The 22853-nt window shown below is 73.4% G+C and carries 19 protein-coding genes; 5 read left to right on the forward strand and 14 right to left on the reverse strand.

All coding sequences use genetic code 11. The annotated features are described in order from the left end of the window. Nucleotides 1-25: 25 nt before the first annotated feature. Both BJ981_RS17135 and BJ981_RS17140 read right to left on the reverse strand, forming a co-directional pair. Nucleotides 26-1111: a Zn-dependent alcohol dehydrogenase gene (locus tag BJ981_RS17135; protein ID WP_184612327.1), complete on the reverse strand. Its 1086-nt coding sequence runs from the start codon at nt 1109-1111 to the stop codon at nt 26-28. 39 nt (nt 1112-1150) lie between these two features. Continuing rightward, a complete protein-coding gene (locus BJ981_RS17140) occupies nt 1151-1345 on the reverse strand; it encodes a ferredoxin (RefSeq protein WP_184612328.1) in 195 nt (64 codons plus the stop codon). Between the two features lie 233 nt (nt 1346-1578). Between BJ981_RS17140 and BJ981_RS17145 the strand changes: the two genes are divergently transcribed. Continuing rightward, entirely contained in the window at nt 1579-2211 is a 633-nt protein-coding gene (locus tag BJ981_RS17145) for a class I SAM-dependent methyltransferase (RefSeq protein ID WP_372436903.1), read from the forward strand. 8 nt (nt 2212-2219) lie between these two features. Here the strand turns inward: BJ981_RS17145 and BJ981_RS17150 are convergent, their stop codons facing one another. Continuing rightward, nucleotides 2220-3374, reverse strand: a complete 1155-nt coding sequence (locus tag BJ981_RS17150) for an FAD-dependent monooxygenase (RefSeq protein ID WP_184612330.1) — start codon at nt 3372-3374, stop codon at nt 2220-2222. An 85-nt stretch (nt 3375-3459) separates the two neighbouring features. On the opposite strand from BJ981_RS17150, the gene BJ981_RS17155 reads away from it, so the two are divergent. Beyond that, the gene (locus BJ981_RS17155; RefSeq protein ID WP_184612331.1) at nt 3460-6537 is read left to right on the forward strand and encodes an AfsR/SARP family transcriptional regulator; all 3078 of its coding nucleotides are present in this window, start codon (nt 3460-3462) and stop codon (nt 6535-6537) included. A gap of 71 nt (nt 6538-6608) precedes the next feature. On the opposite strand, the gene BJ981_RS17160 is transcribed toward BJ981_RS17155, so the two are convergent. From BJ981_RS17160 to BJ981_RS17180, 5 genes are all read right to left on the reverse strand, one after another. After that, on the reverse strand, nt 6609-7259 hold the full coding sequence (locus BJ981_RS17160) for an SRPBCC family protein (RefSeq protein ID WP_184612332.1): 651 nt from the start codon (nt 7257-7259) through the stop codon (nt 6609-6611). A gap of 3 nt (nt 7260-7262) precedes the next feature. Further along, nucleotides 7263-7619, reverse strand: coding sequence for an ArsR/SmtB family transcription factor (locus BJ981_RS17165; protein WP_184612333.1), 357 nt, complete (start codon nt 7617-7619; stop codon nt 7263-7265). A gap of 61 nt (nt 7620-7680) precedes the next feature. Further along, nucleotides 7681-8754 carry a prenyltransferase/squalene oxidase repeat-containing protein gene (locus BJ981_RS17170; protein ID WP_184612334.1) on the reverse strand — a complete coding sequence of 358 codons (1074 nt, stop codon included), beginning with the start codon at nt 8752-8754 and terminating at the stop codon, nt 7681-7683. Next, entirely contained in the window at nt 8751-9464 is a 714-nt protein-coding gene (locus BJ981_RS17175) for a class I SAM-dependent methyltransferase (protein ID WP_184612335.1), read from the reverse strand. The genes BJ981_RS17170 and BJ981_RS17175 overlap by 4 nt, the downstream gene beginning before the upstream one ends. 37 nt (nt 9465-9501) lie before the next feature. Next, a complete protein-coding gene (locus BJ981_RS17180) occupies nt 9502-10779 on the reverse strand; it encodes a glycosyltransferase family 4 protein (protein WP_239139200.1) in 1278 nt (425 codons plus the stop codon). 305 nt (nt 10780-11084) lie between these two features. On the opposite strand from BJ981_RS17180, the gene BJ981_RS17185 reads away from it, so the two are divergent. Further along, on the forward strand, nt 11085-12110 hold the full coding sequence (locus BJ981_RS17185) for a GDP-mannose 4,6-dehydratase (RefSeq protein ID WP_184612336.1): 1026 nt from the start codon (nt 11085-11087) through the stop codon (nt 12108-12110). 22 nt (nt 12111-12132) lie between these two features. Here BJ981_RS17185 and BJ981_RS17190 read toward each other — a convergent pair whose 3' ends face one another. From BJ981_RS17190 to BJ981_RS17215, 6 genes are all read right to left on the reverse strand, one after another. Next, complete coding sequence (locus tag BJ981_RS17190; RefSeq protein ID WP_239139228.1) at nt 12133-13395, reverse strand: mannosyltransferase family protein; 1263 nt, start codon at nt 13393-13395, stop codon at nt 12133-12135. 73 nt (nt 13396-13468) lie between these two features. Next, a complete protein-coding gene (locus tag BJ981_RS17195) occupies nt 13469-16069 on the reverse strand; it encodes a CHAT domain-containing protein (protein WP_184612338.1) in 2601 nt (866 codons plus the stop codon). 48 nt (nt 16070-16117) lie between these two features. Continuing rightward, the gene (locus BJ981_RS17200; protein ID WP_184612339.1) at nt 16118-16753 is read right to left on the reverse strand and encodes a hypothetical protein; all 636 of its coding nucleotides are present in this window, start codon (nt 16751-16753) and stop codon (nt 16118-16120) included. A 67-nt stretch (nt 16754-16820) separates the two neighbouring features. Continuing rightward, the gene (locus BJ981_RS17205) at nt 16821-18869 is read right to left on the reverse strand and encodes a multicopper oxidase family protein (protein ID WP_184612340.1); all 2049 of its coding nucleotides are present in this window, start codon (nt 18867-18869) and stop codon (nt 16821-16823) included. Further along, nucleotides 18866-19318, reverse strand: coding sequence for a DUF6220 domain-containing protein (locus BJ981_RS17210; protein WP_184612341.1), 453 nt, complete (start codon nt 19316-19318; stop codon nt 18866-18868). Before BJ981_RS17210 ends, BJ981_RS17205 begins: the two co-directional genes overlap by 4 nt. Nucleotides 19319-19453: 135 nt before the next feature. Continuing rightward, nucleotides 19454-19855, reverse strand: coding sequence for a hypothetical protein (locus BJ981_RS17215; protein WP_184612342.1), 402 nt, complete (start codon nt 19853-19855; stop codon nt 19454-19456). A gap of 249 nt (nt 19856-20104) precedes the next feature. On the opposite strand from BJ981_RS17215, the gene BJ981_RS17220 reads away from it, so the two are divergent. Together BJ981_RS17220 and BJ981_RS17225 are read left to right on the forward strand one after the other, a co-directional pair. After that, nucleotides 20105-21229, forward strand: coding sequence for a hypothetical protein (locus tag BJ981_RS17220; RefSeq protein WP_184612343.1), 1125 nt, complete (start codon nt 20105-20107; stop codon nt 21227-21229). After that, nucleotides 21201-22853: a vWA domain-containing protein gene (locus tag BJ981_RS17225; protein WP_184612344.1), complete on the forward strand. Its 1653-nt coding sequence runs from the start codon at nt 21201-21203 to the stop codon at nt 22851-22853. Before BJ981_RS17220 ends, BJ981_RS17225 begins: the two co-directional genes overlap by 29 nt.

Raw genomic sequence — 22853 nt, forward strand, 5'->3', positions numbered from 1 at the left:
GATCACGCGCGGCCCGGGGAGGGCTTCAGTCGAAGAGCACGACCTGGCGCAGCACCTCGCCGCCCCGCAGCGCGGCCACGGCCTCGTTGAGGTCGGTGATCCCGATCCGCGAGCTGATCATGCTCTCCAGGTCGAGCCTGCCGGCCTTCCACAGGTTCACCAGGAACGGGAAGTCCCGCCGGACGTCGCTGCCGCCGTACAGCGAGCTGAGCAGGTTCTTGCCCTCGAACAGCAGGCTGAACGCCGACAGCGGCACCAGGTCGTCCATGGCCCCGGCGCCGACCACGATCACGTCGCCGCCGCGCCGGGTCGCCTGCCAGGCGGACATGATCGAGGCCGACCGGCCCACGGCCTCGAAGCCGTAGTCGAACCCCTGGCCGCCGGTGAGCGCGGCCAGGGCCTCGGGGAGCCGGTCGGGGGTGCAGACGTCGGTGGCGCCGACCTTCATGGCCAGCTCGTGCTTGGAGGTCAGCGGGTCCACCGCGAGGATCCTCGTCGCCCCGGAGATCCGCGCGCCCTGGATCACCGCCAGCCCGACGCCGCCGCAGCCGATCACCGCCACGCTCGTGCCCGGCCTGACCTTCGCGGTGTTGACCACCGCGCCGACGCCGGTCGTGACGCCGCAGCCGATCAGCGCCGCCACCTCGTACGGCACGTCGGGGTCCACCTTGATCGCGCCCTGCCAGGGCACCACGATCTCCTCCGCCCACGTGCCGCAGCCGGTCATCCCGTACGCCGGGGTGTCCCCGCCGAAGCGGAACCTGGCCAGCGAGAAGCTCTGGACGAGGTAGGTGGTGCACAGGTAGGGCTGGCCTCCGACGCAGCTCGCGCACGTCTCACAGGCGGGGGTCCAGTTCACGATGACGTGGTCGCCCGGCCGGACCGAGGTGACCTGGTCGCCGGTCTCCAGGACCTCGCCCGCGCCCTCGTGCCCCGGGATCACCGGCAGCGGCATGGGCAGCACGCCGGACATCACCGACAGGTCCGAGTGGCAGACGCCGGTCGCCTTGATCTTCACGCGGACGTCCGACGGCCCCACCGGGGTCAGGGTCACGTCATCGCGGATGTCCAGCCTGTCGTCGCCGGCGGCGTGCAGCAGGGCGGCTCGCATGCGGGAGACCTCCAATGGGGTGGCCGGGGTGGCGGGTGCTCACTCGTCGTGGAGGGAGAGCGCGGCCTTGGGGCAGGAGCGTATGGCGTGGCGCACGCGGTCGAGCGCCTCCGGCGGCGGCTCGGGCAGCAGGACGTGCAGGTTGTCGTCCTCGTCGACCTCGAAGACGTCGGGCGCCAGGCCCATGCAGACGGCGTTGGCCTCGCAGACGTCGTAGTCCACCCTGATCTTCATCGGGCCTCCTCGCGGTGTGGTCGTGACGCGAGCTTAGGCCGGAGCGGCGGGGGAGGGGGCGCACGCTCGCCCAGCGGGCCAAGTAGAACACGTTCCACCTGGGCGGGCAAGGCTCGTTCGGAATGTTGTTCTGCGCTGTTCCGGCCAAGGCCGGGGGCACGGTTCCGGGTGTTCGCACGTTGTAGGTAGGGTGCAGCAGCGTTGCCGTATTCGAGGGAAAAATCATGACTGACATGTCCTTCCCGCCGGACCTGCGCTACGCGGCCGAACGGGCCAAGGGCTTCATGCCCGCGAACGAAGGGCTGGCGCTCTTCGAGACCGCGTGCGCCTACGGCCCGATGGGGCCGATCTGCGAGATCGGCACCTACTGCGGCAAGTCGGCGATCTACCTCGGGGCGGCGGCCCGCGAGACGGGGTCCGTCGTCTTCACCGTCGACCACCACCGGGGCTCGGAGGAGATCCAGCCCGGCTGGGCCCACCACGACCCCACCCTCATGGACCCCCGCTTCGGCAAGATGGACTCCCTGCCGTTCTTCCGTACGGCCATCGCGTCGGCCGGCCTGGAGGAGCAGGTCATCGCCGTCGTCGGGCGCTCGGAGACGGTCGCGCGCCACTGGCGCACCCCGCTCGCCATGCTCTTCATCGACGGCGGCCACTCCGAGGAGCCGGTCACCCAGGACTACGAGGGCTGGGCGCCCCACGTCATCCCCGGCGGCGCCCTGGTCTTCCACGACATCTACCCCGACCCCGGCAAGGGCGGCCAGGCCCCCTACCGCGTCTTCCAGCGCGCCCTCGCCACCGGCGACTACAAGGAGACCCGCGCCGAAGGCTCCCTGCGCGTCCTGGAACGCGTCCTCACCCCCTGACGCCTCCTCTAGCGGCCGAGGAGGGCGGGGTAGTCCTTGAGGTCGATGTTCGTGGCGAACATGTCCGTGGACTTCAGCAGGGCCCGCAGGAGCAGCCTGTGCTTGAACATCCGGTTGCGCATGGCGATCCTGCGCCGGGTCGGCGGAGCCAGGAAGCCGCCCGCGTTGCCCTTCCTCGACACCGAGGCGTACTCGCGGAAGCCCTCCTCGTACGCGCGGAACGCCGCCCGGTGGTCGCCCCCGGCCAGCGCCAGCTCGCCGGCCAGCACGTACGCGCCCACGACGGCCAGCCCGCTGCCGAAGCCGCCGAGCGTGTTGCCGTACGCGGCGTCGCCGAGCAGCACCACCCGGCCCTTGGCGTAGTGGTCGATCTCGGTCCTGCTGAGCGAGTCGAGGTAGAAGTCGCCGGAGGCGGACGCGGCGGCGACGATCTCCGCGGTCCGCCAGCCCGCGCCCGCGTAGGCGTCGCGCAGCATCCGCTTCTGCAGGTCGACGTCGAACCGGTCGAACGGGACCTCTCCGGCGGCGAAGACGAAGAACGCGGGCGCCTTCGGACCGCCGATCGCCACCATCCGCCCCGGTTCGTTGTACATCGCCGCCTCGCCGGGCACGTCGACCGCGGCCAGCGCGTAGTAGTACCCGAGGTGGCGCACGTACTCCGACTCCGGCCCGAACGCCAGGCGGCGGACGGCCGAGTGGATGCCGTCGGCCCCGGCGACGATGTCGAAGGTGCGCGGCGCGCCCTTCTCGAACGTCACGCGCACGCCGTCCTCGGTGTCGGTCAGCGAGGCGATCGAGTCGCCGAACACGTACTCGCAGGTCCCCGTCGTCCGCTCGTACAGCAGCGCGGCCAGGTCCCCGCGGTGGATCTCCAGCTCGCCGCCGGAGAACTCGCCCGGCATGACGGCCAGCGCCCTGCCGTCCGCGTCCACGAAGGTCTGGTCCTTGCCGCCGGTCTGCCGCCGCCGCACCTCGTCCAGGATCCCCATGCGCTCCAGGACCGTGAGCTGGGCGGCGCCCTTGAAGTCGACGGCCTGGCCGCCGGGCCGCGGCGCGGGCGCCTTCTCGACGACGGTGACCGCGCACCCGTACCGGCTCAGCCAGTACGCCAGCGCGGGCCCGGCGATGCTCGCGCCGGAGATGAGTACCGTGGTGTTCTTCATGACGCCAACACTCGCGGCGCCCGCTGACAGCCCGCCGACGACCGGCTGACAGCGCGGAACCTGCGGATAAGGGACAATCGTCGCCATGTGGTTCGGCATCCTCGGGCCTCTGGAGGTACGGGCGGACGACGGCGCGGCCGTGCCCGTCGCGGGGCCGCGCCCCCGGGGCCTGCTCGTGATGCTGGCGCTGGAGGCGGGCGGGGTCGTCACGACGGAGCGGCTGATCGACGGCCAGTACGGCGACGCCCCGCCGCCCGGGGCCGGCAACGCGATCCAGGCCCAGGTGTCCCGGCTGCGCCGCGCCCTCCCCACCGGGCTGGTGGAGTTCCACGGCACCGGGTACCGGCTCGCGGCCGAGCCCGGCGACGTGGACGCGCACCGCTTCGCGCGTCTCGCCGGCGAGGGACGCCACCTGCTGGCCGCCGCCCGGCACGCCGACGCCGCCCGCGCGCTGCGCGAGGCGCTCGCGCTGTGGCGGGGCCCCGCCCTGGCCGACCTGCCGCACGGCCACGCGCGGGCCGCGGGCCTGGACGAGCTGAGGCTCACCGCCGCGGAGGACCTCGTCGAGGCCGAGCTGGCGCTTCCCCACGGCGGCTCGGTGGCCGAGATCAGGCGGCTGGTGGCCGAGCACCCCCTGCGGGAGCGGCCGCGCGGGCAGCTCATGCGCGCGCTGCACGCGGCCGGGCGGCGCGCCGAGGCGCTGGAGGCGTTCGACGAGGCGCGGCGCCTGCTCGCCGACGAGCTGGGCATCGACCCCTCGCCCGAGCTGGCCGCGATCCACCTGGACGTCCTGCGCGCCGAACGTCCCGTCACGCCGCGGCGGCCGGGCGTCGCGGCCCAGCTCACCAGCTTCGTGGGCCGCGATCGGGAACTGGAGCGGCTCGCCGCGCTGCGCGGCTCCCGCCTGGTGACGATCGTCGGCCCCGGCGGCACGGGCAAGACCCGGCTCGCCGTCGAGGCGGCCGGCCGCGACGCGCGGGAGACCTGCTTCGTCGACCTCGCCCCGCTGGGCGGCGGTGACGACCCCGTGCAGGCGGCGCTGGGCGCGCTGGGACTGCGCGAGTCCGGGCTCCAGCCGCGTCCCGGGGCGGAACCCGCCGAACGCCTGGCGGCGGCGCTCGGCGAGCGCGAGATGGTGCTCGTGTTCGACAACTGCGAGCACGTCGTCGGCGCAGCCGCGGCGCTGGCCCGCAGGCTGCTCGCCGAGTGCCCGCGGCTCCGCGTGGTCGCCACCAGCCGCGAGCCGCTGGGCCTGACCGGCGAGACGCTGGTCCCGCTCGCCCCGCTGGCCACCCCGCCGCCGGGGACCGCCGCGTCCGGCGCGCTCGCCTACCCGGCCGTGCGGCTCTTCGCCGACCGCGCCGCGGCCGTGCGGCCCGGTTTCGAGGTCTCGGACGGCAACGTGGCGGCGGTCACCGAGGTGTGCGCGGCGCTCGACGGGCTGCCGCTCGGCATCGAGCTGGCGGCGGCGCGCCTGCGGTCGTTCACCGTCGAGGACGTCGCGACCCGGCTGGCCGAGCACGGCCGGTTCCGGCTGCTGTCGCGCGGCGACCGCACCGCGGCGGCCCGGCACCGGACGCTGCGCGCGGTCGTGGAGTGGAGCTGGGACCTGCTCGACCTGCGGGAGCGCACGCTGGCCGCCCGGTTCGCCGTGTTCGCCGGCGGCGCGTCCCTGGAGGCGGTCGAGGCGGTGTGCGGCGGGGACGACCCGGTCGAGACGCTGGCCGGTCTGGTGGACAAGTCGCTCGTCGAGGCGGACGGCGGACGCTACCGAATGCTGGACACGATCCTGCTGTTCTGCGCGGAGAAGCTCGCCGAATCCGGCGAAGAGGACACGCTGCGCGCCCGGCACGCCGGGCACTTCCTCGGGCTCGCGCAGCGCGCCGACCCGCACCTGCGCCGCGCGGAGCAGCTGGAGTGGCTGGCCCGCCTGTCCCGCGACCACGACAACCTGATGGCCGCCCTGCGCTGGAGCGTCCGCGCGGACACCGGGACCGCGCTGCGGCTGGTCGCGGCGCTGGGGGCGTACTGGTGGCTGAGCGGGCGGCGCGGCCAGGCGGGAGCGGCCGCCGCCGACCTGCTCGGCACGCTCACCGGGCCTCCGGACGGCCTGGAGGAGGAGTACGTCGCCTGCGTGACCCACGCCGTCCCCCGGGCCTCGCCCGGCCACTGGAACCGGGCCGTGGAGGTCATGCGGACCCTGGACCGGCCGCTGCGCCACCCCTTCCTCGCCGCCCTGTGGGGCATGGTCGCCGGGCCCTCGGACACGATGGACCCCGAGGACGCCGAGCGCGTGTTCGGCCAGGACGCGTGGACGTGGGCCCTGGCCCTGCTGAGCCAGGGGCTGCTCGCCGTTCTCAACGGCGAGCCCGCCGAGGGCGAGCGGGTGCTCTCCGACGTCCTGGCCCGGTTCCGCGGGCTCGGCGAGCGCTGGGGTACGGCCCAGGCCCTCGACTGGCTCGCCCTGATCGCCGGCCGCCGGGGTGAGGGGGCACGCGCCCGCGTCCTGTGGTCCGAGGCGCTCGGCCTGTTCGACCGGCTCGGCGCCCTGGAGGAGAGCGTGGACGTGCTCGCCCGGCGGGCCGACTGCCTGCTGCGCGAGGGCGACCCGGCCGCGGCGGCGGCCGACCTCGCCCTCGCCGAGGACCTGGCGCGCACGGCGGGACAGGCGGGCGGGCCCGCCGTGGTCCTGCTGGGCCTCGGCGAGCTGGCACGTCACCGGGGCGACCTGCCCGAGGCCCGGCGCCGGCTCGGCGAGGCGCTGCGGGCGGCCGAGAGGGGCTCCTTCGCGACGGACGGCATCCGGGCCCGCGTCCTGGCCGCGCTCGCCCGCGTCGCGCGCGAGGAGGGCCGGCCGGAGGAGGCGCGGTCGTGGTACCACGAGGCGCGGGAGTGCGGGCGGACGTCCGTCCTCGCCTCCGACCTGGCCGACGCCGCCGACGCCGAGGCGGAGGCCGCGCTGCTGGACGGCGACGGGGCCCGCGCCGCCCGGCTGCTCGGCGCCGCGGTCGCCCTGCGCGGCACCACCGTGGCCGGCGACCGGGATGTGGCCCGCGCCATGGCGGCGGCCCGCGCCCTCCTGGGCCCGAGCGCGTTCACCGCCGTCTACGCCCAGGCCGCCGCCTTCCCCCACCCGCGGGCGCACGCCCTGCTCACCCCGTGACCCGAGCCCGTTCGCGCGGCGGGGTCACATGGTGGCGGGCGGCTTACGCCCCCTCTCGCGGGTCCGTGCCGTCAGGACTCCGGGGACTCCTCGGGCGAGGCGGTGTAGGCGGCCGTGGAACGGTCGGCGGCGGCGGTGGCGGCGGCCTCGTCGGTGCCGAAGGCGATGCTGGCGTCCCGCCAGCGCAGGCTGCTCTCGGTGACGAAGCTCTTGCCCTCGTCGGAGAGGAGCCAGGCGGGGGCCTCCTCGGGCTTGACGCCCCCGCCCGGGCCCAGGTGCTGGGCCAGGCCGAGCACGCCGAGGTCCCAGCCGATGCCCACGGCGCCGGGCCCGAAGGTGTCCCAGAACTCGTCGGAGTCGGTGACGGGGGCGATGTGCTGGAGTTCGAAGCGCGTCCGGTCGCCGTCAGGGGTCAGCCGGACCTCGATCCAGGACATGCCCTCGCCGTACTCCCAGGTGGCGGAGAAGAACTTCGGCGGGTCGCACCGCTCGACGGTGCCCCCGGCGTTGCCTTCGAGCTGGTAGCGGCCTCCGACGCGCAGCTCGCCGGTGATGGGCATGAACCAGCGGGGGATGCGCTCGGCGTTGGTGAGGGCGTCCCAGACGTCCTCAGGGGTGGCGTCGTAGGTCTGGGCGATGGTGAGGACGCGCCCCTCGCCCGCCTCCAGCGTGCGGGTGCCGAGCCGGCGCTGGACGGCGTTGATCTGGCCGTTGACATCCATGGGTCATTCCTTCGTCTCGTCTTTCTGGTCCCGCAGCCGCCGTTCGCGTTTGCCGCGGGCGAGTTCGGTGCCCAGCGCGTCGAGCCGCGGGGCCCAGAAGCGCCGGAACCGGTCGAGCCAGGCGTCGATGTCGCGCAGCGGCTCGCTGTTGACCGCGTACAGCCGGCGGACGCCGTCGGGGCGCACGGTCGCGAAGCCGTTGTCCCGCAGCACCTTCAGATGCTGGGAGACGGCCGGCTGGGAGATCTTGAACTCCTCCTGGATGACCGAGCAGACGGCTCCGGAGGTCTTCTCGCCGTCGGCGAGCAGCTCGAGGATCCTGCGCCGAACCGGGTCGCCGAGCACGTCGAACGCATGCACGAACACTTTCTACAGGCGCGGGCTTATATAAGTCAAGACGTATATTGGCTCGTGGGAGCCCTCACGTCCGGCTCGACGCGTGCGAGCAGCCACAGCTCGCCGCGTCCACCACGGACACGGCGTACCGCCCGGCTCGGCGGAACAGCCCGGCGCCCGGCGTCGTGTCCGACAGGGCGTCGGCCGCCAGCACCACCGCGGCGGCCGTGTACGCCGACTGCTCGTGGGGGAACCACGCCTCGTTCACGAACTGCCAGCCGGTCCAGTACGACCCGTCCCGGTGGCGCATGTGCTGCATGTCCGCGAAGACGGCGAGCGCCCGCGCCCGGTCCCCGGCCGCGTCCAGGGTCAGGGCCAGCTCGCAGGACTCCGCGCCCGTCACCCACGGCTGGTCGGAGACGCACCGCACTCCGAGGCCGGGCACGACGAACGTCTCCCACTCCCGCTCCAGCCGCTCCCGCGCCGCCGGCCCGCGCACCGCGCCGCCGAGGATCGGGTAGTACCAGTCCATCGAGAACCGGCTCTTGTCGGCGAACGCCTCCGGGTGCGCGGCCAGCACGTGCCCGAGCCGGTCGGCGGCGAGCTCCCAGTCCGGGTGCGGGTCGCCGAGCCGCTCGCCGAGCAGTACCCCGCACCGCAGCCCCTGGTAGATCGAGGAGCAGCCGGTGAGCAGCGCGTACGCCGCGGGCGCCCCGGACGCCGCGCGCTCCCACACGATCTCGCCGCGCGGGGTCTGCAGGTCGACGACGAAGTCCAGCGCCCGCTCCACGACCGGCCACACGGCGCGGGTGAAGCGCTCGTCGCCGGTCACCAGCAGGTCGTGCCACACCCCGACCGCGAGGTAGGCCGCGTGGTTGCTCTCGCCGTTCTCCTCCGCGGCCACGCCGCCCGTGATCTTCGCCGGCCACGAGCCGTCCGCACGCTGGTGGCGGGCCAGCCAGTCGTATCCCTTCCTGGCCTCGGCGCGCAGCCCGGCCACGGTCATGGCCATCAGGCACTCGACGTGGTTCCACGCGTCGACGTGCCCCTCGGGCCACGGCACCCCGCCGTCGGCGTCCTGGACCGCCGCGATGCTGCGCGCGGTCGCGACGACCTGCTCAGCCGTGACGATCCCGGGGACGGCCGGCGCGGTGGTCAAGCGGGCTTCCGGACGTAGACGACCACGCTCTTGCCGATCAGCGGGTTGAGCGCGGACTCCGCGATCCTGGTCAGGGCCGGGCGCTTCATGATGTCCCAGACGAGCAACCGGTGGTAGGCCTTGACCAGCGGGTGGTCGTCGTCGTCCACGCCGACCGCGCACTTGAGCCACCAGTACGGCGTGTGCAGGCCGTGGGCGTGGTGGTGCGGGCCGACGCGCAGGCCGGTGGCCTTCAGCTTGGCCTTCAGCTCGGCCAGCGTGTAGACGCGCACGTGGCCGCCGGGCGCGGTGTGGTACGCCTCCGACAGCGCCCAGCAGACGCGCTCGGGCAGGAAGCTCGGCACGGTGACGGCGGCGACCCCGCCCGGCTTGAGCACCCGGTGGATCTCCCGCATCGCCGCCATGTCGTCGGGGATGTGCTCCAGCACCTCCGCCGCGATCACCCGGTCGAAGGAGGCGTCGGGGAACGGCATGGCGAGCGCGTCGCCGGTCACGGTGTCGGCGGTCGCCTCCGGCGGCGCCTCGCCCGCCGTCTCCATGGCCGCGAACATGGCCGCGACGCTCTTCAGCTCGTCGGCGTCCTGGTCGAAGGCCACCACGTCGGCCCCGCGCCGCAGCACCTCGAAGGCGTGGCGTCCGCCGCCGCACCCGAGGTCGAGCACGCGAAGGCCCGGTCCCACGGGCAGCCTGCGGAAGTCGACGGTCAGCACCTGCCGGTCCCCTTTCCCTCGGGCGCCCGGGGCGCCCTCACCGTTCGGTCCGCCCGCCGGCGTGGGCGGCGATCGCCTCGCGGTAGGCCTCGACCGTGCGCTTGGCGACGACGTGCCAGGTGAAGCGCTCCATCACCCGGTCGTATCCGGCCTTGCCGACCCGTTCGCGCTCGGCGGGGGAGTCGTGCAGCCGGCGCAGCACGGCGGCCAGCTCCTCGGCGTCGCCCGGCGCCACCTGGACGGCGGCGTCCCCGACGACCTCGGGCAGCGCGCCCGTGCGGCTGGCGACCAGCGGGGTGCCGCAGGCCATGTGCTCGACGGCCGGCAGCGAGAACCCCTCGTACAGCGACGGCACGACCGAGATCTCCGAGGTGGCGATCAGCTCGCCGAGCTCGTCGTCGGAGATGCCGTGCACGAAGCGCACCCGCTCGCCGAGCGCGAGCTCCTGGACCAGCTTCTCGGTGGGGCCGCCGGGGGTCGGCCTGCTGACCACGGTCAGGTTCACGTCGCGCTCGGTGGCGAGCTTGGCGACGGCGCGCAGCAGCGTGGCGACGCCCTTCATCGGGGAGTCGGCGCTCGCCACGGCGACGATCGAGCCGGGGCGTTTGGGCAGGTGCGGGCGCGGGTGGAAGTAGCGCGTGTCCACGCCGAGCGGGATGAGCCGCATGCTGCTCTGCGGCACGTTGAAGTCGCGGTGGATGTCGGCGAGGCTGGACTCGCTGACGGTGAGGATGGGCTTGAGCCGCGGCGCGACGAGGGACTGCATGCGGACGAAGCCGTACCAGCGGCGCAGCGAGAGCTTCTTGCGCAGCGGCGCCGCCGCTTCCAGCTCGATGCGCCGGTCGACGCTGATCGGGTGGTGGATGGTCCCGACCACGGGGAACAGCTTCTGGATGCCGAGCAGGCCGTAGCCGAGCGTCTGGTTGTCCTGGACGACGTCGAAGTCGCCGGCGCGCCTCTTCATCTCGCGCAGCGCGCGCAGGCTGAAGGTCAGCGGCTCGGGGAAACCGGCCGTCCACATCGTGGCGACTTCGAGCACGTCGATCCAGTCGCGGTACTCGGCGAGCCGCGGGGTGCGGAACGGGTCCTCGTCGCGGTAGAGGTCCAGGCTGGGCACCCGGGTGAGGACGACGCCCTCGTCCAGCTCGGGGTAGGGCGGTCCGGAGAACACCTCGACGTAGTGCCCGAGGGCGACGAGCTCGCGGCTGAGGTGGCGCAGGTAGACGCCCTGGCCGCCGCACGTGGGTTTGCTCCGGTACGACAGCAGGGCCACGCGCAGCCTGCCGTCGGACGCCTCGCCGCCTGGAACCCGCACGGACACCCCTTCCGAGAGCGGTGCCCGGCAGCCGCCCACGAGAGCCGATCTTATCCGCGACCCTACCATCCAGGAACGGACCCACACTTAATATGGAATTGTGCCTCAAACCACCCCGGCACCCCGCGAGCTGGGCACTTACCCGGACCGAGCGTCGCTCGGTAGAACGCGTTCTACTCAGATTGTCTGGGCGATCACGAACGCCCCATGGCGCTTGCCGGGGGCCATCGAGGTACATTCGCGTCTTACAGCTCATAGTTCGGGCGAAGCATGCCAAGCCGCATAGCCCGGAGAAGGAGGACCCGTTGGCCAGGCGTGCGCTGATCACCGGCATCACCGGGCAGGACGGCTCCTACCTCGCCGAGCACCTGCTGGACCGGGGATACGACGTCTGGGGTCTCGTGCGCGGGCAGGCCAACCCCCGCGTCGCGCGGGTGCGCAGGCTGTTGCAGAACGTCGAGCTGGTCCGGGGCGACCTGCTCGACCAGGGCTCGCTCATCTCCGCGGTCGAGCGCGTCCGGCCGGACGAGGTCTACAACCTGGGCGCCATCTCGTTCGTCCCCATGTCCTGGGAGCAGGCCGAGCTGACCGCCGAGGTCACCGGCATGGGCGTGCTGCGCATGCTGGAGGCGATCCGGGTCTGCTCGGGCATCACCTCCTCCCGTACCCCCGGATCCGGGCAGATCCGCTTCTACCAGGCGTCGTCCTCGGAGATGTTCGGCCAGGTGCGCGAGACGCCGCAGAACGAGCGCACCCCGTTCCACCCGCGCTCGCCGTACGGCGTCGCCAAGGCGTACGGGCACTTCCTCACCCAGAACTACCGCGAGTCCTACGGCATGTTCGCCGTCTCCGGCATCCTCTTCAACCACGAGTCGCCCCGGCGCGGCGCCGAGTTCGTCACGCGCAAGGTCTCGCTGGGCGTCGCGCGGATCAAGCTGGGCCTCGCCTCGGAGCTGCGGCTCGGCAACCTGGAGGCCCGCCGCGACTGGGGATACGCGGGCGACTACGTCCAGGCCATGCGCCTGATGCTCCAGGCCCCCGCCCCCGAGGACTACGTGGTCGGCACCGGCAGGACCCACTCGGTGCGCGAGCTGGTCGCCGCGGCGTTCGCGGCGGCGGACCTGGACTGGGAGCGGTACGTCGCCGTCGACCAGGGCCTGCACCGGCCCGCCGAGGTGGACCTGCTGTGCGCGGACCCGAAGAAGGCGCGCGCGCAGCTCGGCTGGGAGCCCTCGGTGTCGTTCGAGGAGCTCGTCGCGATGATGGTCGACTCCGACCTGCGCCTGCTGTCGGACGGCGGCGACCCGGAGCAGGACTCCTCCTGGCCGTGAACGGCCCCGGCGTACGTCCCGGTCAGCCGATCCACGCGCCGGTCGTGAAGTTGCCGACGTTGATCGCCATGACCGGGACCATGATGCCCATCGCCGTGTACCAGACCCACGGCCGCCGCACCCCGACCACGCCGAGCGCGATCCACAGCGGGATCCAGGTCAGCGACGCGCGGCCCACCGACATGTAGAAGCTCGACAGCGTGAGGAACGACAGCGCCTGGGGCGTCATGTACGCCAGGTCGGGCCAGCGGCGGCGCACGGCCAGGTAGAGGGTGATGAGGAGCAGCAGGGCCGCCGCGGCGATCTCCTCGTAGTAGGAGACCGTGAGCGTGGGCACGTCGTCGGACATGCCGAGGGTGTTGAGCAGCGCGTCCCACGGCCAGACGGCGTGCCGTCCCCAGTACCGGTCCTGGACGGTGTTGTAGGCCAGCCAGTCGCCGGTGCGCAGCCATTGGTAGAGGCTGTAGGCCACCGCCGGCACCCCGGGCAGCAGCAGCCAGGGAGCCTTGCGCCAGCCGCCCGGCGCCTTGCGGCCGTTCGCCGCCACCAGGTACATGACCAGGATGCCGAAGGCGAGGAACAGCCCGGAGATCCGCACGGTGACCGCCAGGGTCGCGCAGATCGCGGCGTCCTCCCACCTGCCCTTGCGGGCCAGCGCCCAGGCGGGGATGGCGAGCGCGAGGAACAGCGACTCGGAGTACCCCGCGTAGAGGAACGCGGCGAACGGGCTGAGGAACAGCGCCGCGACGGCGAACTTTCCTGCGCCCTCGCGGTAGGACTCGGCCAGCCGCGACAGCGCGACGGCGACGACCGCGCTCGCGACCAGGGAGATCAGGACGGTGGCCAGGCGGCCGTCGTGGACGACCGGGCTCAGGATCTTGATCAGCAGGGCCATGCCGGGGAAGAACGCGGGCAGCTTCTCGACGTCCGTCATGTCCGGCGGGCCGTCGTAGCCGTACTGGGCGATGGCGATGAAGTTCTCCGCGTCCCAGCGCGTCAGCCGCTGGAGGAACGGGTCGGTCGTGCGGCCCGGGCCCGCCAGGTAGGTGTAGATGACGAAGCCGATGTGGGACACCAGCCAGATGAGCAGCGCCCGGAGGTCGGCGGCGTCGGTGAGGAAGCGCGGCGGCCACCGGCGGCCGGCCGGCCGTCCGGGGTCGCCGGCTAAGTCGCCGGACGCGGACGGCGCCTGCTCCTCGGCCTGGGTGGTGGCCAGGGATCCCCTTGAGGGGGTGTCCGTGCCGTCCGCCGCTGCGGCCTGATCGGGGGGTGGCGTGCGCTCCATCACGGGCAAATACTGATATAGACGGTAAAATCCTGGCAAGAGGGACGAGTCAGGATCGGCCGTCAGCCCGTGATCACGCGAGCTGCTCGCGGGCCTGGGCGAGGTTGTCGCGGAGCGACTCGGTCAGCGGGTCCTCCGGGCCGAGGACGCGCGCCGCGGCGGACGCCGCGTGCGCGAAGTACCCGGCCGCCTCGTCGAGACGGCCCGACATCGCCGGCGCGCAGGCCAGACGGCCGATGGTGAACAGGGTCTCGGGATGGTCCCCGCCGAGCAGGCGGGCCTGGTCGGCGCGGGCGTCGCCGAGGATCCGCAGCGCCTCGGCGAACCGGCCGCTCTCGGCCAGGCTCTCGCCCCGGTCGCCCCGTTCGCGCATGGCCAGCATGTCCTCCTCCGAGACCGTCACGCCGATGTGGTCGGCGACGTCCGCGTGCGGGTCGCCGAACAGGACGTACGGCGCCCAGTCGAGCGCGTCGGGATAGATCTCGGCCACCTGGCCGCGCGCCCATTCGAGCGCCCGGCCGACGGACGCCCGCTCGCCGAGCGCCTCGTAGAAGCGCTCGAAGAACAGCACGCTCGGCTCGTCGGAGGTCTCCCACAGGGTGGCGACGACCGCGCGGGTGCGGCCGCGCAGGGCGGCGTGGGCCAGCCCGGTCAGCTCGTCGCCGGGGCGGCGGGTGGACGCGCCGGTGAAACAGCCGCTCAGCACGAGCAGGCGCGGCGCGGGGCCGCGTTCGATCAGGTCCTCGACGGTGACGACGCCGTCGGCGAGATGAAGACCCGACAGCAGGGGGTCGTCGGGGTCGTGCGTGCCGTGGGCGGCGACGTGGACGATCAGGGGAGTGGGCGGGGCGAGCGGCTCCCGGCCGGAGGCGGCGGGCGGCGAGGGCTCCGGGCCGAGCAGCGCCGCCCGGTTCGCCTCCGCGCCGACCAGCTCCCGAACGCCGATCACCTCGGCCACCCGCCGCGCCTCCTCGGCCGCGCCGGGCAGGTCGCCGGTCGGATCGCCGAGCACGAGGGGGACGCCGTACCGCTCCGGCTCCCGCGTCCCGGCCAGGAAGGGGAGGGCACTGGCGGACGGCAGCAGCGCCGTGCGGATGCCGTCGCGCAGGTGGACGCGTCTGTCGTGCCGGCGCGAGTGGTACCACAGCGCGCTGAACGGCACCTGGTGCAACGCCTGGTGCGGGACGACGATCAGCTCGCCGTCGTCGACGAGATGCGGCGCGACCGGGCGGATCAGCGCCTCGAACAGCACCGACCCCGACGGCAGGCCGGCGTCCAGGTCGTCGATCTCCCCGCGCAGGCGGCCGACGATGCCGGCGAACGGCTCGCGCGCGGTGATCTGGCCCGCGTCCAGGACGCCGTCCCTGCCGAGCGTGAAGATCAGCAGCGTGCCGCCCATGACGAAGTACGACACGAGCCGGGCGTCCTCGGGGATCGCGGCGCAGATCTCCTCCACCGACGGCAGCTCCGCCTCGGTGATCGAGGCCGTCGCGGGCTGCTCCGCCACCGTCCGCGCGCGCATGGCGCGCAGCTCCGACAGCAGCGCCGTCCGCTCCCCGGCGGAGGTGGCGGGGTCGAACAGCCGGGCCACGTACTCCTGCCGGGCGGCGCCGCTCGCGGTCGTCGCGTCCAGCCGCCGCAGGCGTTCCGCGCCCAGCGAGTCCAGGAAGGCGCGGGCGCGGACGCGCTCGCAGAACCGGAACGCCTCCGCGCCGCGCCCGGACGCCAGGCACAGCCGGATCGCGGTCTCGTAGACCTCCTCCTTGTCGGCGAACAGCCACTGGCGTTCCTCGGGGCGGCCGATGTTGGTCCTGAGCAGCTCGATGATGTCGGCGGCGCGGCGCAGGCCCTGGAGCGCGTCATCGAAGGCGGCCATGGCCTCGGCCTCCCCCACGCCGCCCGCCTCGGCGGCGGAGTGGGCGAGGATCACGCCGAGCTGCGCGACACGGAACTCCAGGTACCACATGAGCTGGATCAGCCCCTGCTCGGTGGCCGTGGCCAGCGCCGACCTCGCGGTGGCGAGCGCCGCCGCGAGGTCCCCGCGCGTGGACTCCAGGTTGCTCAGGTTGACCTGGTCCTGCACCATGTGCAGCCAGTGGCCGGTCTCCCGGTGCAGGTCACGGGCCCGGGTCAGCAGCTCCGCCGCGCGGTCCAGGTCGCCGGTGCGCGCGGCGAGCAGGCCGCGGTCGGTGAGCACGCACGCGGCGTTGGACTCGTCCCCGGCCTCGGCCCAGAACTGGCCGACCTCGCCGAGCACCTCGGCGGCCTGCTCGTAGTCGCCCGAGCGCTCCATGACGATGGCGAGGTTGGTCGCGGCCTCGGCGGCGAAGCGGGTAAGACCATGCTCGGACGCCAGCCGGTAGGACTTCTCCAGGTACGGGCGCGCCGTCTCCAGGTCGCCGACGTCCAGGTACGTCAGGCCGAGCATGTTGAGGTCGCCTGCCTGTGACCGGACGTCGTCCATCTCCTCGTCCAGGCACAGGGCCTCCAGGAGCGCGTCCAGCGCCGGCCGGTGCCGTCCGGTCGCGGAGTACCCGGCCGCCCGGTTGGCCAGGACCGTGGGCACGAACAGCCGCGAGGCGCCGCTCCTCCTGGCCAGGTCCTCGGCCTCGGCGAGCAGGACGTCGGCGCCCGCGTAGTCGCTGCGCCCCTGGAGCCTGATGCCCTGCTCCATCAGCAGCGCCGACCACTGCGGCTCGTGGCCGCGCGCGGGGGTAGGCGCTCAGGTCCTGCTCGGCGCCGGTGAGGTACGTGGCCGCCTCCGCGGTGCGGCCGATCTCCCGCAGCCAGCCCGCAGGAACTCGTCCACCACCACGCCCGCGCCCCGGCCGATCACCCTCAGCAACGCGGACACCTTCCGCCCGCGCACGTAGCCCGCGATCTCCCCGCGGTCGCAGCGGACCAGGATCTCGTGGGCGATGTTGACGGCGGCGGCCATGCTCGCCCGGTCCGACAGCACCGCCTCGCCGTCGAAGGCGACGCAGTACACCGAGTCGGACAGCCCGTCGCCGCCGACGTCCCGCTCGCGCAGCCCGGTCGCCAGGACCAGCGCCGGAGGGTGCCGCAGCCCGAACAGCGTCAGCGCCTCGCTGAAGTTCGGGTCGGTCGGATCCCAGAAGTCCACGCTCGTCCGCACCGAGGTGTTCGCCCCGAAGACGCGCAGCGTCTCGGTCGCGCTCACGTCGACGGGCAGGTCGAAGCGCGAGGGGAAGTACAGGACGTACACGTCCGCGCCGGAGAGCGGGGCGCGCAGCAGGTCGTCCCACCGGAACCGCTCGGTGCCGAACCTGCGTAATCGCGACATGCGCCGTCCGGCGGGTCCCTGGTGCAGGCGCCACCTCGCCGCGAGATCCGTCACAATGCCCCACCCTCGTCGGTCTCGCCCAAGCGTGCGCCCCCCGGCGACCCGGCGTCAACGACCGGGGTCAGCCGCCGTGCGCGCCGTGGAAGGGGCTCGTCACGCCGTCGTAGGCCAGGTGCAGGGCCATGCCGAGATCGGCGTGGCCGAGGTTGTGACAATGGTTCATCCACAGGCCGGGGTTGCCGGCGCGGAAGGCGACCTCCCAGACCTGGCCCGGCTGGACGTCGAAGGTGTCCAGCCACAGGGGCGCGCCCGCCGGGCGGCGGCCGTCGCGGGACAGCACCAGGACCGTGTGCCCGTGCAGGTGCCACGGGTGCGTCTCACGGCTTCTGTTCACCACGGTCAGGCGGACCAGGTCGCCCTCGCGCACCGTCTCGGTGGGGATGGACGGGAAGGCGCGGCCGTTCGCGGTGTGCGCGTAGGCCGGGCGGCCGTTGGTGATGGCCAGCCCCCGGTCCAGGACGAGGTCGAAGTTCCTGTCGAACCGGCTGGACGCGGTGAACGGGGTCGCGGCGGGCCGGCCGTAGGCCAGCGGGTCGAACTCGGGCCAGCCCGAGGTGTCCGCCACGGGGACGCCGGCGCCCGGCGTCGCGCCCGGGCTGAGGCGGAGCCCCGGGCGGCCGTCCACGAGCAGGACCACCGGGGTGGACGGCATGGGGAAGACGAGGTCGTAACGCCCGCCCGCCGGCAGGCGCAGCAGCGCGCGGTCCAGGGGGCCCGGCTGGTTCAGGTTCCTGCCGTCGATGGCCGCCACCTGGTACGTCGTGCCCGTCAGCGCGAAACGGCGAGGGGTGTTGTCGGTGTTGATCAGCCGCAGCCGTACGGGAGCGCCCGAAGCGGCGGCGCGTTCGATCGGCCGGTCCTGGTCGCCGAGCACGGTCGTCCCCGCGAACGTGTGGGCGGGAAGAACCAGGTCGAGTTCCCCCGATGCGGCGACCTGCGAGGACGCGGTCGTGCCGGTCGTGTCGGTCTTGCCGGTCGGGTCCTCGGCCGGTCGGGGCGAGACGATCAGAGTGCCGTACAGGCCCATGCGGACGCCCAGGTCGGAGACCTCGTGCGTGTGGTACCAGTACGTGCCCGCCTGCAGCGCGCGGAACCGGTAGACGAACTCCTGGCCGGGCAGGACCGCCTCCTGGGTCAGGCCGGGGACGCCGTCCTCGCCCGAGGGCACGTCGTAGCCGTGCCAGTGCAGGGTCACCCCGGAGGCGATGTCGTCGTTGCGCAGCCGCACCTCGACGAGGTCGCCCTGGACGGCGGTGATCGGCGGGCCGGGCACGCGGCCGTTGAACGTCCACGCCTCGACCTGCTTGCCGGACGCGAGCCGGATCGTGGCGGTGCGCGCGGTGAGGTCGTACCGGCGGATCGTCCCTCCGGGTTCGGGCGTGGACGGCCCGCGCAGCGAGGTGACCGGGACCTCGGCGACCGCGTCCGCCGACACAGGGGACATGCCGGGCATCGCCATCTCGTGCGAGCGGGACGCGGCGCCGCCGCCGGAGAGGGACGTGGTGCCGTGGTGTGAGAGGGACGACGCCGTGCCGCCGCCCGTGTCGGTGGTCTCCGCGGGCACGAAGGCCAGGCCGGTCCCGGCGACGGCGGCGGCGAGCAAGGTGGCCGTCGCGGCGCGCGCACCCGGCAGGGATCCGGCGACCACGCGCCAGGTCACGAGGACGGCCCCCGCCACCAGGGCGAGCGTGACGAGAACGGTGCTCGCCGCCGCCGGATACCCGGCCAGCAACGTCACCGCGGGCCCGGCCACCGCGGCGTACCCGGCCCCGAACAGGGGGACGAGCACGGCCGGGTCCGGGTCCGGCGAAGGCCGGCGTCCCCGGGCGGTCGTGAGCAGGCGGGGGCCGGCGATCGACGCGGCGGCGAGGGCGCCGGCGACCGCGAGCGGCAGGGTGAGGGTGATCTTCTCCTGGGCGAACCACCAGCCGGCGCCCGCGAGCCCGAGCGTCGTCGCGCACCGGGCGAGGGTCGCCACGAGCGCGACGGCGGCGAGCGCGAGCGCCACGCCCGCGCGCCGTGCCGCCGCCGCCGCGCCCGCGCCGAGCCAGCCCGCCGTGGCCAGCGCCCCGGCGAGCAGATCGAGGACGATGAGCGTCTCGACCGTCATGACACCGGGGCGGCGGCGTCCGGGGCCGTCGCGGACGTGGCCGCGGGCACGGCCGCGAACTTCCGCGCCTGCGCGAACACCGTTCCCGACACGCCCATGACGGCCATCCCGTTGAGGGCGTGCAGGCCCAGGATGGCGAGGCTCACCGGGGTGGTGTTGTCGGCGCTGTCGTTGAACAACCCGCCCAGAACGATGATCAGGACCTGGACGATGACGAGACCGAGCGGGAGGATCGTCATCCCGATCATCCGCCCGGGCGCTTTGGCGACGGCGGCGGCGACCGTGGCGAGGATGGACAGGACAGGGATGATCATCATGCCGGTCATGCTGTGCAGCGCGAACGAGTCGTCGTCGTGCGCGCTGTCGAACGCGCCGACGGCCGCGAAGTAGAACTGCGCGATCACGGCGAGCAACATGAGCCCGGCAACGGCGACGTAGGCCTTGCGCATGGGGGTCTCCTCGGATAGTTGGCACCGAGAATCGTGTCCGAGACCCCCGCCCCCGGTCGTCCCCCGCACAGCGGCGTTCGGGCTACGCCCCCGGGAGTACGCCCGCCGGGGCCGGCTGATGCCGGGGGAGCAGCGTCACCCGGCGGTGAGCACGGCGAAGAGCGCTCCGGAGGCGGCGAGCACGCCGATGACGCCGAGCGGGATGTCGTCCCGGTTCTTCCGGGCGGCCACGCTGATGACCAGCGAACCCGCGAGGATGGCCAGATAGCACGACCATTCGATGACGGTGCGCAACTGCGCCACGGATCCCTCCGCCGAGGGTCCGTTCGCCAGGCGGAGAAGGACCGTGAACGCGGCGAGCCCCCACGTCAGCATGCCGAGCGTCGGGGAAAGCCAGGCGAGCGGAATATTGCCGCCGGCGGTGCGCGCGTCGGCGCGCGCGGCACGTGCGGCGCTCATTTTGTCGATGAGCTGCCAGATTCCCTGACCGCTCAATGCTCCGGCCAACAGGGATGCCACCGCCTGGATGACGGCCACGCCGGTGTCTGACACGAGCGCATCATGTCATGCGCGTCCCGGTTCGCGCTTCAGGTCGAGGCGCGCGGGGTCCGGAAAAGGCGGGATCGGTCGCTTTTCGTGCTGGTAATTCGCGCGCGCGAGTACCCGGTAATGCCACTATGAAGTGTGGGGATAGAGGGCGGGGCGAGACCGGCGGCGCCTTCGCCGCGGGTCGGCTCGGCGGGGGAATCGGAAAAGGCCGGGAAAGCCGATTCTGGGAGGGCCGGAATGAGCCGGGCGCGACGGCGGTGGATGTACGTCGTCGTCGTCATGGTCATGAACGTGGCGCTGATCGCGGGCGCGCTGCGCACCTCGCGTCCCGCGCCGGTCGTCCACCGCCTGGCGCCGGTCAAGATGGTGGCCGCGGGCGGAGCGAGCAACCGCGCGTTCCTCCAGGGAGACGCGCTCGCCAAGATCTTCGAGGACGGCGGGCTCGACCTCCAGATGACCGAGGGTTTCGGCTCCGGCGAGATCGCCGACAGCCAGAACCTCGTGACCTACGACATCGCTTTTCCGGCGGGGATCGCGACCGCCCAGCAGGTCAGGAGGAAGCTGCTGGACGACGTCCGCTACCAGGCCCCCCAGATCTCCGTGTACAGCACTCCGCTCGTGGTTCTCACATGGCGCCCTTTGCTGCCATTGCTGGAAGAACTGCGCGTGGCGGTCGCCGACGCCGACGGCGCGTGGCGATTCGACGTCGAGAAATACCTGGACGTCGTGCGCGCCGGCGTCAGATGGGACAAGATCGCGGGTAATCGTTTCTACGACAATCCCAACCGGGTGTTGCTCACGGTCCCCGATCCCGCGCAGGCGAACTTGGGGAAAATGTTCCTGGCGTCGGCCGGGTACGCGCTCAACCGCCGTAACGTCGTCGCCGACGAAAAGCAGGCCGGGTCGGTCGCGGGCAAGATCGCTCCGGCGTTCCGGGAACTCGGGCAGCTGCTCCCGTCGGCGGACCGGGTTTTCACGGCATATCAGACAAATCTCATTAATGGTGCGCCCATGGTGCTCGCTTACGAGTCCGACTACATCGGCGCGCGACTGGCCAAGCCGCCGCGGCTGCCCGACGACGCCGTCATGATGTACCTGACGCCCGCCGTCATGTCCGAGAACATCCTCGTGCCGGTCAACGCCAAGGGCACGACGGCGGCCGCGGCCCGCCTCTTCACCTCCGACGCCGTCCAGCGGCTGGCCGAGAACGTCTACGGCTTCCGCTGCGCGCGGTTCGACTTCGCCACGGACATGCGAGCGCACCGGTTGACGGTCCCGGCGAAACTGTTCCCCGTCCCCCTGCCCGAGGCGTCCGTCATGAAGGAACTCGTCGATGCCGTCAAAGCGAAACGCGCCGACTAGCCCCGGGGCACGGCGGGCCCTGGCGCGCGCCTGGCCCGCCGTGCTTCTGGTCGCGGTGCTCGCCGCCTGCACCTCCCCGGGCGTCCCGGCCGCGCGGCCGTCCCCGAGCCTCACGCCGTACACGCTCAAGGTGCTGAGCGGCAGCAACCTCGGGGACATGGCGCCGATCCTGCGCGAGGCCGCCGCGGCCACCGGGGTCACGGTGCGGCTCACCCAGGTGCCGAGCCTGGTCGGCACGCAGACGGTGCTCGACGGCAAGGCGGACGGCGTGTACGACGCCACATGGTTCGCCTCGGAGAACTACCTGCGGCTGTCCTCCTCCGCCGCCGCCCGTTACGACGGCTCAGCCGAGATCATGGGCTCGCCGGTGATCCTCGGTCTGCGCGCGGAGGCGGCGCGCCGCCTCGGCTGGGACCGGACGCCGGTGACGTGGGCCGACATCGCCCGCGCCGCGAGCCAGGGGAGGTTCACCTTCGGCATGGCCGACCCGGCCAAGACCCACGCCGGGCTGTCGGCGCTGGTCGCCGTGGCCACCGCCGTCGCCGGTCACGGCTCGGCCCTGCGGCGCGAGGACATCCCCCGGGTCTCGGCGGAGCTGTCCGGGCTGTTCCACGCGCAGGTGCTCAAGGCGGACTCGGCGGACTGGCTCACCGGCGCCTACCTGCGGCAGCTCCGCGGCGGGCAGCGGCCGGTCGCGGACGGGCTGATCACCTACGAATCCGAGCTGATCGCGTTCAACCGGGCCGCGCCGCCCGAGCAGCTCGTCCTGGTATATCCGTCGGACGGCGTGATCACCGCCACCTATCCGCTCTCCCTGCTGGCCTCCGCGCCGGCCGCCAAGGACGCCTACCAGCGCCTGACCCGCTACCTTCGCACCCCACGCGTCCAGGACGAGATCATGCGGGTCACACACCGCCGCCCGATCATCGGCGGCGTGGCGCTGACCCCGGACCTCGCGGGGCACCGTCCGTTCCAGCTGCCCTTTCCCGCCTCGCTCGCCACCGTGGACGAGCTGGTCGGCGCCTACCGCGGCCGGCTGCGCCGCCCCGGGCGCACGATCTACGTGCTGGACACGTCCGGGTCGATGGAGGGGCGGCGCCTCGCCGCGCTGAAACGCGCCCTGTCGGCCCTGACCGGGGCGGACGACGACCTGGCCGCGCGTCTCAGCCGCTTCGAGACCCGCGAGCAGGTCACCTTCCTCCCCTTCGCCACGGTCCCGGGGCGGCCGGTGACGTTCCGCATCCCTGCGCGGGCGGCGGGGCCGGTGCTCGCGCGGATCCGCCGCCACATCGCCGACCTCAGGGCCGGGGGCGGCACCGCGGCGTACGACGCCGTCGTCGCGGCCTACCGGATCATCCGGGCCCAGCACGCCGAGGACCCTGCCCGCATCGAGTCGGTCGTCCTGCTCACCGACGGGCGGCGCACGGACGGCCTCGACCTCGCCGGGTTCACCCGCGTGTACCGGCGCTTTCCTGAGGGCGCGCCGCCCCTGTTCGCCGTCGTCTTCGGCGACTCGCGCAGGGCCGAGATGCGGAGACTGGCCGAGCTGACCGGCGGGCTGGCCTTCGACGCCGCCCCCGCCTCCCTGGCCGAGGTGTTCCAGAGGATCCGCGGCTACCAGTGA

It is taken from the genome of Sphaerisporangium krabiense, assembly GCF_014200435.1.
Classification (GTDB): domain Bacteria; phylum Actinomycetota; class Actinomycetes; order Streptosporangiales; family Streptosporangiaceae; genus Sphaerisporangium; species Sphaerisporangium krabiense.